We start from the raw sequence: 16,649 nt of genomic DNA, 5'->3' as shown, positions 1-16,649 counted from the left end.
CCGACCACCCACCCCTCCAGGGAGCCCGCCATGAAGCCCGGCATCCACCCCGCCTACGGCCCCGTCGTCTTCCGCGACAAGGCCGCCGACTTCGCCTTCCTGACCCGCTCGACGCTCTCCAGTGACAAGCGCATCGAGTGGGAGGACGGCAACACCTATCCCGTCGTGGACGTCGAGATCTCCTCGGCGAGCCACCCCTTCTACACCGGTACCGCCCGGGTCCTCGACACCGCGGGCCGCGTCGAGCGCTTCGAACGCCGCTACGGCCGATCCGGAGGCCGGTGATGCGCGAGGAAGGCCGACTGCCGGTCGTCATCGTCGCCGGCCTGCACACGGACGCCCGCCGGCACGTGGTCGACCGCCTCCTGCGAGCGGTACCGGGCAGCGTCGCCCTTCACCACGACCTCGCCACCGCCGGCGAGGGAACGGTACGACGGCTCCTGCGCGACGCGTCCGGCGTGCTCGCATCGGGCGAAACGCCGCTGGTCAACGACTGCGCCTGCTGCGCACTGCGCGAGGACCTCGTCCCGGAGCTGGAGCGGCTGGCCGACCATGGTCTGACACGGCTGGCGATCGTCGAGTTGTGGGACTCGGTCGAGCCCAAGGCCATGGCCGAGGTCGTGGCGGCACACAGCGGCGACGACCTGACGCTCACCAACGTGATCACCGCGGTGGACCCGGCACTGGTCCTGCCGTACCTCTCCAACGGAGACGACCTGGCCGAGGCGGGACTCGCGGCAGCGGCGACGGACCAGCGCACCGTCGGCGACACCTGGGCGCGCCAACTGGAGTACGCGCCCGTCCTCGCCCTCGTGGACAGCGAGGACGCGGACGAACACGACCACGCCCTGCTGACCCAGCTGCACCCCACCGCCCGCCACGTCGACGCGCTCTCAGGCGAACTCGCGCACCTGGCCTTCGCCGGCTTCGACGTGGAGGCGGCGGCCACGGCCCAGCACCCGGCCTGTGCACTCCTGCCCCAGGACGCCGACGAGGCAGGCGTCACGACGCTGGTCTGGCACCGCACCCGCCCCTTCCACCCCGAACGCCTCTACCAGGCGCTGGAGGACCTCTGCTGCGCCGCCGCCCGCAGCAGAGGCCGCTTCTGGCTCGCCGACCGCCCCGACACCCTGCTCTCCTGGGACGCGGCCGGCGGCGCCCTGTGCGTCGAGAGCGCGGGCCCCTGGCTCGCCTCCCTGCCCGACGCCGCATGGGAGCTGGTCCCCCCGGTACGGCGAGCGGCCGCCGCCCTGGACTGGCATCCGGAGCACGGCGACCGCTGCCAGCACCTCGTCTTCACCTCACCCGGACTCGACCGCTCCGGCATCGAGCAGCTCCTCGACTCCTGCCTGCTCACCGACGCCGAATACGCGGCCGGACCCGAGGGGTGGCAGCGTCTGCCGGCGGCCTTCGACTCCCTGCTCGACGCCGCGTGATCCGCCACCCCCTCCACCCGTCACCCGTCACCCGTCACCCGTCACCCGTCACCACCCAACCCGAGGAATCCGCATGACCCGACGCGTCAACACCCGCAAGCCGGTGAAGCCCCGCTCCAATCCCCTCATCGCGGCCGGCATCACCTACATCGACTACAAGGACACCGATCTGCTGCGCAGGTTCATCTCCGACCGGGGAAAGATCCGCAGCCGGCGCGTCACCCACGTCACCGCTCAACAGCAGCGCCAACTGGCCGCAGCCATCAAGAACGCCCGCGAAATGGCCCTCCTCCCGTACTCCAGCAAGTGACAGGGCGCTGCGGAGGTCAGTGAACACCGACGGACCGGCCCGCCGACGGGGCCTGTCTGGCAGGCTGATCACCATGGGAGCGCTCAAGACAGTGAGGTCACCTGAGTTCACACAGATCACCCGGCCCCACGAGCTGGCCTCCGGCCTGAGGCAGGAACTGGTCGACTGCTGGGTGACGGTGAGCAATACCGGTGGGGCGGTCATCCCGCACGGCGTCACGCTGCCGCCGGTGAGTCCGCGGGACGTCGGGCCGGTGCTCGACCGGATCGTCGACGCACTCGATCCCCAACGGAGCCGGCTGCTCGTGGCCACCGTGGACGGCGTGTTGGCGGGATGGCTGCTCCTTCGCCGAGATCCGCACCCGCTCGTCGCGCACTGCGGCGTGGTCAACCACGTGCAGACGCACACCAGGTTCCGTCGCCAGGGCATCGGTGCCGCGCTGATGCGCCGCGTCCCCGGCGTCGCCCGTGACGAGATGGGGCTGGAACGGCTGGGGCTCACCGCGAGGTCCGGCCTGGGGCTTGAGGACTTCTACCGCGGGCTGGGCTGGGTGGAGGTCGGCCGATGGCCGGGGGCACTGCGGGTCGCCCCCGGTGACGACCGCGACGAGATCCTGATGAGCCTCGTCCTCTGACCGCCGTCCGCGAACGGCCGGGGTGTCGTACCCATCGGCGCGCGGGCACGCGGACGGTGCGGATCAGCCCTCGACCGCCACGAGGACTCGGCTGTCGCCGAACTGCCAGACGGACGTGACATGGCGGAAGCCCGCCTCCCGCAGCAGTCCGCCATGCCGGGCCGCGGCCAAGTCGTCGCCGCAACGGCTCACCCGGTGTCCTGGGACGCGCCCTGCTTCCAGGCCGCGTCTCGCAGCAGGCGCAGTCCGTTGAGGCCGACCACGACGGTCGAGCCCTCGTGGCCCGCGACACCGAGCGGCAGCGGCAGTTGGCCGGCCAGGTCCCAGATGACGAGGCCGGCGATGAACAGCCCCGCGATCGCCAGGTTCTGCACGACCAGCTTCCGGGCACGGCGGGAGAGCGCGATCACCGCGGGGACGGTGGCGAGTTCGTCGCGGACGATCACCGCGTCGGCCGTCTCCAGAGCGAGGACGGAGCCAGCCCGGCCCATGGCGTGGGCGCCGCTGACGTGGCCGCCATGCTCAAGGCCCTCGCGATCCCATCCCGGCTGCGGATCCTGGCCCGCCTCCAGGAGGGCCCGTGTGCGGCGACCGAACTCGCCGACGCCGTCGGCATGGAACAGTCCGCCTGCTCCCACCAGTTGTGCCTGCCGCGCAACCTCGGGCTGGTCACCGGCGAGCGCCACGGACGCTCCGTGACCTATGCGCTGTACGACAACCATGTCGCCGAGCTGCTCGGTCAGGCGCTCGACCACGTCGAGCATCTGCGCCTCGGCCTGCGCGACACCCCGGCCACCGCCACTTCCGAGACGACCGTGCTCTGACAGGCAGCGGCGGCACTCGGATGATCGACCACGAAATGGAAACGGTGGGTGGTCCTGACCTGTAGAGCCACCCGCCGCGGTTTCCGTTCAGTGATCCTCTTCAGTGCCGTTCCGGCCTGCGCGGCCGACCCGATGTTTCAGAGGGCGTGCGCGCCGCCCGGGATCTGCCACTCGCGCGCGGCCGACTGGGCCGCCCACATGCGGGCGTAGCGGCCGTGGGACTCCGTGAGCAGGTCGGTGTGGGTGCCGCGCTGGGTGATACGGCCGTCCTCCACGACCAGGATCTGGTCGGCGCCGACCACGGTGGTCAGCCGGTGCGCGATGACGACCACCGTCTTGCCGGCCACCAAGCGGTCGACGGCCTGCTGGACCACTGTCTCGGACGTGCTGTCCAGCGCGGCCGTGGGCTCGTCGAGCAGCACGATCGGGGCGTCCTTCAGGAAGGCGCGGGCGATGGAGATGCGCTGGCGTTCGCCGCCCGAGAGGGCGGAGCCGATCTCGCCGACGCGGGTGGCGTAGCGCTCGGGCAGGGTGTCGATGAAGTCGTGGATGCCCGCGGCGCGGGCCGCGTCCTCGATGTCGGCGTCGGTGGCGTCCGGTCGGGCGAGGGCGATGTTGGCGCGGATCGTGTCGTCGAAGAGGTAGACGTCCTGGAAGACGACGGCGATATGGCGCAGGACCTCGTCCGGTGAGAGACCGGCCAGATCGACACCGCCGATGCGGACCGTGCCGTGCTGCGGATCGGCGTAGCGGCTGATGAGTCGGGTCACGGTCGTCTTGCCGGAGCCGGAGGGGCCGACCAGGGCGGTCAGACTGCGCTCGGGGATGGTGAAGTCGACGTCCTTCAGGATGGGTTCGTGCTGCCCGTCGTAGCCGAACGTGACGTGCTCGAAGCTGATGTCGAAGGACGTGGGCGGGCGGCCACCCTCGGCCACCGGCAGCGGGCGCACCGCGAGCACGTCGTCGATACGGGCGAGTGCCGCCTCCGACAGTTCGAAGAGCTTGGTCATGACGGCGGCCAGGCTCAGCGGCTCGGCGAAACGGGCGGCGGCGACGGTGACGGCGAGCAGGGTCGCGGGGGTGAGCCGCGCGTCGAGGACCAGAGCGGCGCCGAGGGCGACCAGGCCCACGAGGGCCAGCTGGACCAGGAGCTGGGCCCCGGCAACGGGCAGGGCGGCGGATCTGTTGGTGGCGGCCTGGGTCTCGTGCTGGCGGTCCAGTACCGGCAGCAGGCGTGGCGAGTCGGCGCCCGCCTGGCCGGTGGCCTTGAGCACCGGCAGGCCCTGGACGTACTCCACGATGCGCGCAGCCGCTTCCCCGTCGGCCTCGTCCACCTCACGGAACCCGGAGCCGGAGCGGCGCTGCACCTGGCGTACGAGGGGAATGGCGGCCAGCGTGCCCACGACGAGCACGAGACCGAGCCGCCAGTCCAGGGCGATCACGACCGCGCCGAGTACCAGCGGGACGGTGACCAGTTGGACGAACAGGGCGGCGAGCGAGGAGACGGCGGTGGCGGCCGTCGTCGCGTTGCCGCCGACGACCTGGGTGAGGTCGCCCGCGGCGCGGCGGTTCAGCTCCTGCTGCGGCATGGCCCGCAGGGCGGCGCCCAGACGGAGACGGGTGGAGCCCGTCACCAGGTGCCAGTAGTCGTAGGTGAACGCCATCTCGCGCACGCGCAGCGCGCCTTCGGCGGCGACGAGGACGGCCAGTGCTCCGATCCACGTCCAGGCGCGGCCGGTGCGCACCGGGTCGCGGCAGAGCTCCGCGAGCAGGGGCACGAAGCAGGCGTACGCGGCGGCCTGGAGCATGGTCGCCAGCAGCGACGTGCGGAGTGTGGCGCGGAACTGCCGGGCGTACGGGCCCGCCGCGGTGAGCATCAGGCGCAGGATGCGCGTCACGGGGTGACCTCCCTGGTGCGGCCGCCGGTCATGCCCCAGGCGGCGGCCTGCTGGTGGCCGGCCCAGAGGCGGGCGTAGTGGCCGCCCGCGGCGACGAGTTCGGCGTGGCGGCCGCGTTCGGCGATGCGTCCCTGGTCGAGGACGACGATCTGGTCGGCGTCGGTGATGGTGGACAGGCGGTGGGCGATGACGAGGACGGTGCGGCCCCGGGTGAGGCGGGCGACGGCCTGTTGGATGGTGGCCTCGGTCTCGGGGTCGGTGAAGGCGGTGGCCTCGTCGAGGACGACGATCGGGGCGCGGGAGAGGATCGCGCGGGCGATGGTGATGCGCTGCCGCTGGCCGCCGGCGAGGAGACCGCCACGCTCGCCGACCTGGGTGTCGTAGGCGTCGGGGAGTTCGCGCACGATGAAGTCGTGGGCGGCGGCGGCCTCGGCGGCGGCGCGGACCTCGGCGTCGGTGGCGTCGGGGCGGGCGAGCCGGATGTTCTCGGCGACGGTCCCGGTGACGAGGAACGGGTCCTGGAAGACGAGGGCGACATGCCGCAGCAGGACGTCGGTGGCGATGTCCCGGACGTCCTCACCTCCGACGCGCACCGTGCCCGAGTCGACGTCGTGGAAGCGCGGGATCAGCCGGGCCAGCGTGGACTTGCCGGAGCCGGAGGCGCCGACCAGGGCGCACACGGTGCCCTGGGGAATCTCCAGGTCGATGCCGTCCAGAGCCGGGCGGCCGCCGTCGCGGCCGGGGTAGCGGAAGGTGACCGACTCGAAGTGGACGGCGGAGCCGTGCGGTTCGCGCGGGTCGTCGGGTTCCGGGAGCGGTGGCGCGTTCAGGAGTTCCGTCACGCGGACGGCGCCCGCCTTGGCGTCGTTGATGTGGTTCGTCAGGTGCATCAGGGGAGAAACCGCCTCGATGGGCATGGTGCCGATGAGGAGGGCGAGCAGCAGGTCCGTGAGGGAGATCCACCCGGCGTCGAGCATGGGTGCGCCAGTGGCGGCGACGATCAGCAGGGTGGGCAGCGGCACGATGAACAGCCGGTGCAGCAGGCCCGAGGAGCGGGTGGTGGCCATCCAGGCGGCGACGGCGTCCGTGAACTCCTCGACCGCGGCGGAGAATCGGCCGAAGGACGCCCGGCCGTCGTCGAAGGTGCGCACGACCGGCATGCCCTGGACGAACTCGACGACGGCCGCGTTCACGTTCTCGTTCGCCGTGTTGTAGCGCTCGCGCTGGGTCCCGTAGTCGCGGGCCATCAGCGAGAAGACCGCGAACGCGATGGGGATGATCAGGAGTACGGCGAGCAGCATCCGCCACTGCACCACGCCCAGCGCTATCAGCGCGGCCACGGGCTGGGCGATGCCGGAACCGAGGAACGGCAGCGCGTCGGCGACCACGTTGTGCAGGGACTTCACGTCGTCCTGGACGATCTTCTTGATCCGTCCGGCGCCGAGCCGCTGCACCTCGCCCAGCGGCATGCGCGCCAGGCTGTCGGCGAGCCGGCGGCGCAGCACGACCTCCAGCTCGTAACTCGCCTCGTGGGCGAGGTGCTCGGCGAACCAGCGCGCGCCGAAGCCGCCGAGCAGGCCGGCGAGCGCACCCAGCGTCCAGCGGGTGACGACGGCCCCCGACGGGTCGTCGGCGAGGAGTTGCCCGACGGCGTACGCCACGCAGACGAAGCCCGCGACGGCGCACACGCCGCTCAACAGACCGAGTGTCGCGGCCTGCCTGAGTTGCCGACGGACCCGCTGGGAGCTCGCCGCAAGGTCCACCACAGTGCGCAGGGAACTCATGCGCTCACCTGCCGGACGAGAGCGGCCTTGTCGACCTTGCCGAGGGCGGTGCGGGGGAAGGAGACCAACGCCCTCACGTCATCCGGGAGTTTGAAGGCGGCGAGGCCGCGTTCCGTGAGATGGGCGATCAGGTCGGCGCGGCTGGGCGGCGTGCCGCGGGGGACGACGCAGGCGCAGGAGCGCTCCCCCAGCCGCGTGTCCGGCAGCCCGACCACGGCCACGTCGAGGACGGCCGGATGAGCGAGCAGATGGTTCTCCACCTCCTCGACCGGGACCTTCTCCCCACCGCGGTTGATGACGTCCTTGATGCGGCCCTCCACGACGAGGTGCCCGCTCGGCAGGCGCCGTACGAGATCGCCGCTGCGGTAGAAACCGTCCCCGGTGAAGGCCCTGGCGTTGTGATCGTCGGCGCGGTAGTAGCCGCGCAGCGTGTACGGGCCGCGAACCAGCAGCTCGCCCACCTCGCCGTCCGGTACCTCGTGGTCCTCGGCGTCGACGATGCGGAGCTCGTCGTCCTCGGACAGCGGGCGGCCCTGGGTGTCGAGGACGAGGCCGTCGGGATCGTCGGGGCGTGTATAGCAGAGCAGTCCCTCGGCCATGCCGAACACCTGCTGGAGGCGGCAGCCCAGTTCGGGGCCGATCCGCCGGGCGGCCTCGGCCTTGAGCCGGGAACCGCCGACTTGCAACAGCTCCAAGCTGCCGAGATCGTCATCGGCCCACTCCGCCGCCTCCAGCCACAACAGGGCGAGGGAGGGCACGAGGGCGGTGACCGTGACGCGTTCGCGGGCGATCAGCGGGAAGGCCGTGTCCGGGCTCGGATGGGGGCACATCACGACGGTGCCGCCCGCGTGGAGCGTGCCGAGCAGTCCGGGGCAGGCGAGGGGGAAATTGTGGGCGACCGGAAGCGCCGCCAAGTAACGGGTGCCGGAGGTCAGGCCGGTCACCGCCGCGCTTGCGGCGGCGTTGTAGAGGTAGTCGTCGTGGGTGCGCGGGATGAGTTTCGGCGCGCCGGTCGTGCCGCCGGACAGGAGCAGCAGCGCCACGTCGGACGGGTCGGGCTCCGGCAGCGGGCGCGGCTCGGCGGACAGCGATGCCAAAGCGGTGAACTCCTGAGGATCGCCGGCGACCAGGACATGACGCAGGGCCGGCGCCTTCTGCCCTACGGCGCGGGCCAGCGGGCGGTGGTCGAAGCCCAGGTGTGTGTCGGGGATGACGTACGCCACCGCCCTGGACAAGGCCAGCAGGTGTCCGATCTCCGCCTCGCGGTGGGCGGGCAGCGCCATGACGGGGACGGCGCCGAGCCGAAACAGGGCGAAGGACAGCTCCAGGAACTCCGCCATGTTCGGCAGGTGGACGAGCACGCGGTCACCGGGTGCGAGGCCGAGGCCGTGCAGTCCGGCCGCCAACCGGTCGGCGCGCTCGTCGAGCTCGCGGTACGTCCAGCGTCGGTCGCCATCGACGACGGCAGTCGCTTCGGGGGCGGCCGCGGCCCGCTGCCGCAGCAGCGAGCCGAGCGTACGGCCGCTCCAGTGACCGCGTTCGCGGTAGCGGTCGGCGAACTCCTTCGGCCACGGAGTGAATCCGTCCAGCATGCTCAGCCCTCCTTCGGGACGACGTAGGGGGCGACGCTGCGGAGCTTCTCGCAGGTCTCCTCGTACTCGCGGGCCGGTCGGGAGGCCCCGACGATGCCCGCGCCCGCGCGCAGCCAGGCCCGGCCGTCGCGCTGGTAGACCGCGCGCAGTACCAGGGCCGCGTCCAGGGATCCGTCGCTGCCGGCTCGGAGCACCGCGCCGGCGTAGAGTCCGCGCGGCTCCTCCTCCAGCTCGTGGATCAGCCGGTACGCGGCCTGTTTGGGGATGCCGGACGCGGTCACCGGAGGGAAGACCGCGCCGAGTGCGTCCCAGGCGGTGCGGCCCTCGGCGAGGTCGGTGGTGACGCGGGAGGCGAGGTGCTGGACGCTGCCGCGCGGTTTGACGGCGAGGAACTCGCCCACGCGGGTGCTGTGCGGGACACCCACGGAGGCCAGCTCCTCCACCGCGAGCTTCACGGAGGTGGCGTGCTCGTAGACCTCCTTGGGGTCACGGCGGAGTTCCGCGCGCAGGGCGGCGTCCCTGTCCGGGTCGCCGGTCAGGGCGCGGGTGCCGGCGAGCGGCTGGGTGACGGCGGTGCCGTCGCCGGACACCTCGATGACGGTCTCGGGGCTGAAGCCGGCGGCCTGTGTCCCGCCCAGGTCGAGCAGGAAGGAGCGGGCGGGGGTGTTGGCGGTGCGGCCGGTCACATAGGTGGCGGGCATGTCGACGGTGAAGGGCACGGGGACGGTGCGCGAGAGGATGACCTTGTCGAGCCTGCCGCGGCCGATCTCGGTCACGGCGTGGGTGACGTGGCCGTGGTACGGGCCGTGGGGCGCGTGGACGTCGACGGGCTTCGGGGACCGTGGTGTCGCGTACGCCGGGGCCTCGGCCAGGGACTTGCGGAGGCGGTCGGGCAGGTCGGGGTCGACGGTGCGGACCTCGACGCCGTCCTCGGTGACGGTCAACTCCGTACCGGGCACGATGAGATGGGCCAGCAGGTCCTTCTCCTGCCCGGCCCGGTTCCCGCTCGCGAGTTCGAACGACAGCCAGCCGTAGGCGTTCCAGTCGTCGACGGGGGTCCTGTCGAGGGCGGAACGTATCGGCTCCCAGGGTGTGCCCGACCAGGCGAGCCGGTGCTGGAGTCGGGGTGCGGTGAAGCACGTACGTACGGTGTGGGCGTCGACGCGTATCTCGCCGATCGGGTTGCCCGCCACGTACCAGTGGCGGTCGTGCTCGTAGACGACGTACTCGGTGATCAGTCCGGAGCCGACGAGGTGGGCGACGGCGGCGAGAGGGTCGAACGGTCCGTCGATGCGTGTGTGGTGATACTGCTGCTCGGCCATGGCGCGGTCTCCTGGGTGTGGTCAGCGGCTGTGCGGCGCGCGCAGCGGGGCGGCCACGAGGTCGGCGACATGGGCGACGTTCGGCTCCTCGATGCAGCTGAAGTGGTTGCCGTCGATGCCGGTGACGGGAAGGTCGCCGATGCACACGTCGCGCCAGAAGGCGAGCGTCGTGTCGTCCATGCCCGGCGCGAAGCCGGAGGCGCCGCGAGGCAGCAGGAAGCGGATGTCGCCCGCGTACGGGGGCGGGGTGAACCGGGCCGACAGGAAGCTCTGCCGGAAGACCCGGAACATCGCGGCGACCATCTCCGGCGGCATCTCCTCGCCGCTCGACTCGGTGGCCGTGCGGGCGTACGCGGCGAACCGCTCCTCGCGCGTGTGCGAGCCGAGCCTGCGGAAGAACTCCCCGGCCCGGTCGAGTTCGGGATCCCCGCCGACCTCGGCGAGCGCACCGAGCGGGACCTTTCCCCCGTTCTGCTCGATGACGTGCATGAAGCCGCGGACGACCGTGTCCGCGTCGATGTCGCCGAATCCGGTGCGGTCGAGCGAGATGTGCAGGTTGGGAACGAACAGAATCTCGATCATCAGGTCGTCCTCGACGTCGACCACGACCGGATGGCTGCTGATCAGGGTCAGGTCCTCGACGGTCACGCCGCGTTCGTCGAGGCGCCGGGCGACCTCGGTGGCGTACAGGCCGCCCAGGCAGTAGCCGATGAGCTGGACACGGTCGTGTCCCTCGGCGATGAGCCGCTCGGCGTAGTCGTCGGCGGCGCGCTCGATGACGGTGGCCGGATCCTGGGAGAGGTAGCGCTCGGTGTCGTCGATGACGATGCCGAGGACCGGGCCGAGATCCTGCTCGACGAGGCGGGCGGCGAGCGGCCGGTAGCAGTCCATGGTGCCGAGTCCGGCGTGGAACATCACGCGCAGGGGGCCTTCCCCGGTGGTGCTGAAGGACATCAGGGCGGCGTTGCTGCCGGTGGCGGCGCGGCGGAGGGCGGGCTGGGCTCCGGTCTCGCCGCTGGTGCGCAGGAAGGCCGCGAGGTCGGCGAGCGTGGGGTGGTTGAGCAACCGGCGCAGCAGCGTGTCGAAGGGGATGCCGGACGCCTCGGGGACTTCCTCGCGCAGGCGGCCGGCCATCCTGGCCATGATCAGGGAGTCGGCTCCGTGGTCGTAGAAGCTGTCGGTGCGGCCGACGCGTCCGCTGGGCAGCGCGTCCGCCCACAAGGCGGCGAGGCGGGATTCGAAGGCGTCGGCCGGCTCCTGTGCGGTCTGCTCGGGTGCGGTGTCGGTGAGGGTGGGCCGCCAGCCCTGGAGCGCGCGCCGGTCGACCTTGCCGTTGCCGGTCAGCGGGAGGGCGTCGACGATCTGGAGGTGCGACGGGATCATGTGGGCGGGCAGCCGGTCGCGCAGGTGCGCGGCCAGGTCCACCTCGGTGACGTGCGCCCGGTCTGTCTTCATCCGGGCGGCGTACAGATGGACGCCCTGCGGAGCGAGTGCGTGAGCGTCGTCGGGCAGGCACAGGACCTGCTCCGCGCCGGCCTCGGCCAGCAGGTCGAGCCAGCGTTCGCGGTCGAGGTACGACGGGCCGCCAAGGGCCCGTTCGTCCTCCGGCTCGGTCATCATGAACGCCTGGGAGGCCAGGATCCACGGGTGTTCGCGGGTGGGTTCCGTAAGGATCAACCAGCCGCGTGGAGCGACGAGTTCCACCAGCCGGGCGAGGGAGGCCCTGATGTCGCGGGCGTTCTCCAGCACTCCGGCGGCGAGTACGACGTCGTACGCGTTCGGGGCGAGTCCCTGGGCTCGGTGGTCGCTGTCGACGTCGAAGAGGCCGAAGGACATCTCCGGGCGGTCGCGGTCGCCGAAGCGCCGCCTGGCCTCGGGCAGGAAGAAGCCCGCCACATCGGTGAAGTGGTAGGTGCCGTGCCGGTCCGCCAGCGCCGCCAGGGCGTCCTCGGTCGTGCCTCCGGTGCCGGCGCCGGCTTCGAGAACGCGCAGCGGGCTGTCGGCGGGATGCTCGGCGGCGACGTGTTCGAGGACGGCGGCGACGGCCCGGTTCAGGTAGCGGGCGGTGGCGTTGCGGCGGTAGAGCGCGTGCGCGGTGTCGAAGTCGCCCTCGGGGAAGAGGAGTTCGACCGGGTCCTGGCGGCCGGTCAGCAGTTCCGGCAGTCGGTCGGCGTGGTTCTTCACGTACGCCAGGAAGTCACGGGAGGCGATGTCGTCGCTCCATGCCGCCTCGGCTTCCTTCCACAGCGCGTTCACGGTGCGGTCGTCGACCTGGCCGGCGCCCCGCTCGTCGAGGACGGCGAGCCAGCGCCGTACGAGCCAGTGGTGGCGCTGCTCGATCCCCGCGTCCCGCACATCCCTGTCGCCGGCGGCCGGGAACAGGCCCAGCTCCCCCAACGTGCGGGCCATGGACGCCAGCACGGCCGTGTCGAAGGCGTCGACGTGGGCGGACACGCGGTCGCGGCCGACTCCGGGGACGGCGGCGTCGGCGGCCACCCGCACCGCGGGTGCCAGGGGGGCGGCCCCTTCGGCGGATCGCTCGGCGGGCGCGGCCTTGACGGCCCCGAGGAGCGCCCGTTCCTCACCCGAACCGTCGACGACGACGGCCGCCGCCGACACGGCCGGGTGCTCCAGCAGCGCGGCCTCGATCTCGCCGAGCTCGATGCGGTGCCCGCGCAGCTTGACCTGGGTGTCTTCGCGGCCGAGGAACTCGATCTCGCCGCCGGGCAGATAGCGGCCCAAGTCGCCGGTGCGGTACAGGCGCCGACCATCGCGGGGATGGGTGACGAACCGGTGGGCGGTGGTCTCCGGGTCTCCCAGGTAGCCCTGGGCGAGCCCGTGCCCGCTGATGTACAGCTCGCCGGCCACCCAGACCGGGCAGTCGCGCAGCTCCGCGTCGAGCACCCGGAATCCCTGGTTGGCGAGGGGCAGGCCGTACGGGATGCTGCGGCCGCCCTCGTAACTACCCTTGCAGTAGTGGTAGTTGGACCAGATGGCCGCCTCGGTGGCGCCGCCGAGCGCGACGACGTCCAGGTCCGGCAGGCGGTCGGCCAGTGTGCCGGGCAGGGTGACGGGGATCCAGTCGCCGGACAGCAGGGCCAGGCGCAGTGCGGACAGGTCGAGGTCCGGCTCGGTCTCCAGGTAGGTCGCGAGCATCTGCATCAGGGCCGGTACGGAGTTCCAGACGGTGATGCCGTGTGCGGCGATCAGGCCGGCCCAGTGGGAGGGGTCGGTGCGTCGCTGCGGGTCGGGCAGGACGAGGGCGCCGCCGGCCGACAGCGGGCCGAAGATGTCGTACACGGACAGGTCGAAGCCGAGACCCGCCAGGCCCAGGACGCGGTCGTCCGCGGTGATGCCGAAGCGGCGGTTGATGTCCGTGATCGTGTTGAGCGCGGCCCGGTGGCTGATCACGACGCCCTTGGGGCGCCCGGTGGAGCCCGAGGTGTAGATGACGTAGGCGGGTGCGTCGGGGTCGCCGTCGGACGGGGTTTCGGCTGCCTGACGCGGCACTAGCGTGTCCACGGCGACGGCCCGGCAGCCCTCGGGCCAGTCGGCGTCCAGCCACGACTGGGTGAGGACGTGCCGGACGTCCGCGTCGGCGAGCAGGGCGGCACGGCGCAGCGTCGGCTGCGCGGTGTCGACCGGAAGGTAGACACCACCGGCGAGCAGGGTGCCCAGGACCGCGACGACCTGCTCGGGTCCCTTGTCCATGACGATCGCGACCCGCTCACCGGGGGCGCAGCCCGCGTCCCTGAGTCGCTCGGCCACGGTCGTGGCGCGGGTGGCGAGTTCGCGGTAACTCAGCACCGAGGAGGGGCCGATCACGGCCGGCCGGTCGGGGGTGCGGGCGGCCTGGTCGAGGACGCGGTGGTGGAGGAGGCCGTCGGGCAGGTCGGTGGAGGTGTCGTTGGCGCGGCGGCGTTCCTCTGCCTGCCATGCGGGCAGCGCCACGACGTCAGCGGTGTCCCAGAGTTCGTCGGAGTCGGCGAGGCCGCGTATCAGCGTGTCGAAGGCGTCGAACATATCGTCCACGAGACCGTCGGGGAAGACGCCGTCGCGGACGTCCCAGTTGACCTGAAGGCCCTCCGCGTCGTCCATGGCCTGGCAGTCGATGAACACCTGCGGGGTCTGGGTGATGCCGAAGCCGTCCAGACGGCCCTCGGCCCGCTTGCCGGTTCCGGCGTCGCCGAGCCCGATGGCGCTGGTGAACACGACCGGCATGAGGGCGGCGTCCCGGCCGCGCCTGCGGGCGAGCTCGCGCAGCACCTCGACCCCGGAGTACAGGCGGTGGTCGAGGTCGTCGAAGAGCTGACCGGCGAGGGTGCGCGTCTGCTCGGCGAAGGGCGCGCCGTTCGCCGCCTCGACGGCGAGGAGGTTGACGGTGGTGAAGTCGCCGACGACGCGGTCGATCTGCTCGTGCAGCGGGAGCCTGTTGAGCACCGTCAGGTTGAGGCAGAAGCGCGGACTGCGGCTCCAGCGGCCGATCACCGCGGCGTAGGCGGCGAGGACGACGGAGGACGGGGTGAGGCCCCGGCGCCCGGCCCGGTCCTTCAGACGCTCCCAGGCGGCCGTGTCCAACTTCAGGTAGCGACGGCGGAAGCGGGGCTGCTGCCGTGCTCCGGCTTCGGTGAGCGGCAGGTCGGGGGCCGGCGGGAGCGTGTCGAGCCGCGCCGACCAATAGTCCTTGTCGCGTTGATGAGCCGGGGACTCCCGCAGGCCGCGTTCGGCGAGCAGGTAGTCGCGGAACTGCACGTCGAGAGGAGGGAGTTGGGCGGCAGGGTCGGCGTGCAGGGTCTCGAACTCGGCGAGCAGCAGCCAGATGCTGGCCCAGTCGGCGATCAGGAAGTCCATCGACAGGTGCAGGACGGCCCGGGCGTCGGTGCGGGTGACGCGTAGGTCGAACAGAGGCCAGCGGGTGCTGTCGTACACGCGATGGCCCATCTCCTCGCGTGCCCGCAGCAAAGCGGCCTCCGCGTCCGCTCCCCGCGCGTCGGTGACGGCCACCGTGAGCCGCGGCACGGTCGGCAGGATCTGCTGGTGACCCGCGGGGTCGATGACGGCGCGCAGCATGTCGTGGCGTTGGACGAGCCGGTTCCAGGCGTCCTCGGTGCGGGTCGGGTCCAGGTCGGGGTAGGTGACTTCGAGATAGACGTGGCAGGCGACGCCGCCGTATTCGAAGACCTCGTTGCGGCCCAGCAGATAGGCGGCCTGCACGTCGGTCAGCGGGAACGGCTCGTGGCGAGCCCCCGGGTCGGGTGTGAGCGCGGTGGGCCGGGCCTCGGCCCGCAGACACTCCAGTACGGCGGCCTTGTGGTCCTTGAGCGCCTGAAGCTGCCCGGCGCTCAGGGTCCCCTTCGGGGCGCGGTAGCGCAGGGTGCCGTCTTCGTCCCACAGCTGTACGCCCGCCTGCCGCAGGTGTGCGATCAGCGCGGCCGGGGTGGATGCGATGGTCATCGGTCGGTCTCCTTGGCCCCGGCCGCGAGCGGCGGGATGTTGGCGTTGAAGCGGAAGAGGTTGTCCGGGTCCCAGACGGCCTTCAGATCGGCCAGCCGCGCGTAGGTGACGTCTCCGTACGCGGCGCGTACCCACTGCGGCTCCGGGTCGGGCAGCAGGTTGATGTAGGGGCCCTCGGCGACGTCCTGGAGTGCCTGCCAGCCGGTGCGGGCCGGCTCCAGGTGCTCGCCGTCGTCGGCGGTGCCGTACCACTGGGCGCAGATCTCCACGAACCACTGGGCGCCGCGGTGCGTGAACGCGGTCGGTCCGGCCGGAGCCCGGGAGATGGCGCCCCCGAGCGCCCCCAGCACGACGGAGAAGTTCGGTCCGGCGGACTCCCAGTGGCCGAGGATCCCGTCGAGCGTGGCGTCGGTCAGTTCGGTGAGGAGCTCGCCGCGGTTGTAAACGTGCTGACGGGCGAAGTCGGGCGGGGACGGCAGGAGTCGCTGGTAGGCGGTGTACGGCAGCTCGGTGACGCCGTCGGCGACCGGGCGGGCGGCGCCGTACCGCAGCGGTGCCAGCACCTCGTCGGCCTGCCCGGGAGGCCCAAACCAGCTCGGGATGAGAACGGCGCACCGCTCGAAGTGCAGGTGCTCGGGCACGAACGGCAGCGGCGGCGCGGTCCAGACGACGGCGACGAGTGAGGCCGCGTCGGGTGCCGTGGCCAGCCAGTCCCGGGCCGTGCGCAGAGCTGTGCGCGTCTGGGAGGCGGGATGGACGAGAGCTCCGGCGACGACGCCCGTGACAGGGTGCAGCCGGAAGCCGAAACGGGTGACGACGCCGAAGTTGCCGCCGCCTCCGCGCAGCGCCCAGAACAGATCCGCGTGATGGTCGGCGTCCGCCCTGAGGTGTCTTCCGTCGGCGGTCACCAGCTCGAAGAAGGTGACGTTGTCGCTGGTGAGCCCGTACTGGCGGGACAGGTCGCCGACGCCACCGCCGAGGGTGTGGCCGGCGATGCCGACGTCGGTGTTGCGCGGGCCGGGCACCGCGAGCCCGAACTCCTGGGTGGCGGCGTCGAATTCGCCCCACGTCAGGCCGGGCTCCGCGACCGCGGTACGCGACAGGGGATCGACCTCGAGGCGCTTCATCGCCCCGAGGTCGAGGACGATGCCGTCGTCGCAGGTGCCCCAGCCGGCCACGTTGGCTCCGCCGCCGCGGACGGCGACCGGCAGACCGGAGGTGCGTGCGTGGGCGAGGACGGCGATCACGTCGTCGACGTCGGCGCAGCGGGCGATCAGGGCGGGCCGGCGGTCGACGCGGGCGTTGCGGACACGGCGGGCGCGGTCGTAGCCGGGGGTGCCCGGCGTGAGGATCCGGCCGCGGAATCCCGGGAGGGTCACGGCAGCAGTGGTCACC

The 16,649-nt window shown here is 72.2% G+C and carries 12 protein-coding genes and 1 pseudogene; 5 read left to right on the top strand and 8 right to left on the bottom strand.

What is annotated here, in order from left to right; all coding sequences use genetic code 11:
* Positions 1-30 precede the first annotated feature (30 nt).
* The 4 genes from ACZ3TS_RS05165 (at position 31) to ACZ3TS_RS05150 (ending at position 2,380) form a co-directional block, all read left to right on the top strand.
* Positions 31-285, top strand: a complete 255-nt coding sequence (locus ACZ3TS_RS05165; RefSeq protein ID WP_221753950.1) for a type B 50S ribosomal protein L31 — start codon at positions 31-33, stop codon at positions 283-285.
* Entirely contained in the window at positions 285-1,436 is a 1,152-nt protein-coding gene (locus ACZ3TS_RS05160; protein ID WP_467613735.1) for a CobW family GTP-binding protein, read from the top strand. The genes ACZ3TS_RS05165 and ACZ3TS_RS05160 overlap by 1 nt, the downstream gene beginning before the upstream one ends.
* Before the next feature lie 73 nt (positions 1,437-1,509).
* Positions 1,510-1,746 carry a 30S ribosomal protein S18 gene (rpsR, locus tag ACZ3TS_RS05155; RefSeq protein WP_076971340.1) on the top strand — a complete coding sequence of 79 codons (237 nt, stop codon included), beginning with the start codon at positions 1,510-1,512 and terminating at the stop codon, positions 1,744-1,746.
* 73 nt (positions 1,747-1,819) lie between these two features.
* Entirely contained in the window at positions 1,820-2,380 is a 561-nt protein-coding gene (locus ACZ3TS_RS05150; protein ID WP_467613733.1) for a GNAT family N-acetyltransferase, read from the top strand.
* A 63-nt stretch (positions 2,381-2,443) separates the two neighbouring features.
* Here the strand turns inward: ACZ3TS_RS05150 and ACZ3TS_RS05145 are convergent, their stop codons facing one another.
* The gene (locus ACZ3TS_RS05145) at positions 2,444-2,572 is read right to left on the bottom strand and encodes a hypothetical protein (protein WP_467613732.1); all 129 of its coding nucleotides are present in this window, start codon (positions 2,570-2,572) and stop codon (positions 2,444-2,446) included.
* Positions 2,569-2,880 (bottom strand): annotated as a pseudogene (locus ACZ3TS_RS05140) (heavy metal translocating P-type ATPase); the annotation flags it as partial. The gene ACZ3TS_RS05145 and the pseudogene ACZ3TS_RS05140, both read right to left, overlap by 4 nt.
* On the opposite strand from ACZ3TS_RS05140, the gene ACZ3TS_RS05135 reads away from it, so the two are divergent.
* Complete coding sequence (locus tag ACZ3TS_RS05135) at positions 2,875-3,204, top strand: ArsR/SmtB family transcription factor (RefSeq protein ID WP_467613730.1); 330 nt, start codon at positions 2,875-2,877, stop codon at positions 3,202-3,204. The pseudogene ACZ3TS_RS05140 and the gene ACZ3TS_RS05135 overlap by 6 nt on opposite strands.
* 137 nt (positions 3,205-3,341) lie before the next feature.
* Here ACZ3TS_RS05135 and ACZ3TS_RS05130 read toward each other — a convergent pair whose 3' ends face one another.
* The 6 genes from ACZ3TS_RS05130 to ACZ3TS_RS05105 are packed head-to-tail and all read right to left on the bottom strand — an operon-like array spanning position 3,342 to position 16,648.
* Positions 3,342-5,102 (bottom strand): ABC transporter ATP-binding protein, encoded by a 1,761-nt coding sequence (locus ACZ3TS_RS05130; RefSeq protein ID WP_467613728.1) that lies wholly within the window; start codon positions 5,100-5,102, stop codon positions 3,342-3,344.
* Positions 5,099-6,886, bottom strand: a complete 1,788-nt coding sequence (locus tag ACZ3TS_RS05125; protein WP_467613727.1) for an ABC transporter ATP-binding protein — start codon at positions 6,884-6,886, stop codon at positions 5,099-5,101. The genes ACZ3TS_RS05130 and ACZ3TS_RS05125 overlap by 4 nt, the downstream gene beginning before the upstream one ends.
* Positions 6,883-8,478 carry a (2,3-dihydroxybenzoyl)adenylate synthase gene (locus tag ACZ3TS_RS05120; protein ID WP_467613725.1) on the bottom strand — a complete coding sequence of 532 codons (1,596 nt, stop codon included), beginning with the start codon at positions 8,476-8,478 and terminating at the stop codon, positions 6,883-6,885. Before ACZ3TS_RS05120 ends, ACZ3TS_RS05125 begins: the two co-directional genes overlap by 4 nt.
* A 2-nt stretch (positions 8,479-8,480) precedes the next feature.
* Positions 8,481-9,800, bottom strand: coding sequence for a salicylate synthase (locus tag ACZ3TS_RS05115; protein ID WP_467613724.1), 1,320 nt, complete (start codon positions 9,798-9,800; stop codon positions 8,481-8,483).
* Positions 9,801-9,821: 21 nt separating this feature from the next.
* Complete coding sequence (locus tag ACZ3TS_RS05110; RefSeq protein ID WP_467613722.1) at positions 9,822-15,254, bottom strand: non-ribosomal peptide synthetase; 5,433 nt, start codon at positions 15,252-15,254, stop codon at positions 9,822-9,824.
* The gene (locus tag ACZ3TS_RS05105; protein ID WP_467613720.1) at positions 15,251-16,648 is read right to left on the bottom strand and encodes an FAD-binding oxidoreductase; all 1,398 of its coding nucleotides are present in this window, start codon (positions 16,646-16,648) and stop codon (positions 15,251-15,253) included. The genes ACZ3TS_RS05110 and ACZ3TS_RS05105 overlap by 4 nt, the downstream gene beginning before the upstream one ends.
* Position 16,649 lies beyond the last annotated feature (1 nt).

The organism is Streptomyces sp. NPDC022910, from assembly GCF_055561075.1.
Note: the sequence above shows the minus strand (reverse complement) of the source record. Positions and strands in the feature narration are given on the sequence as shown.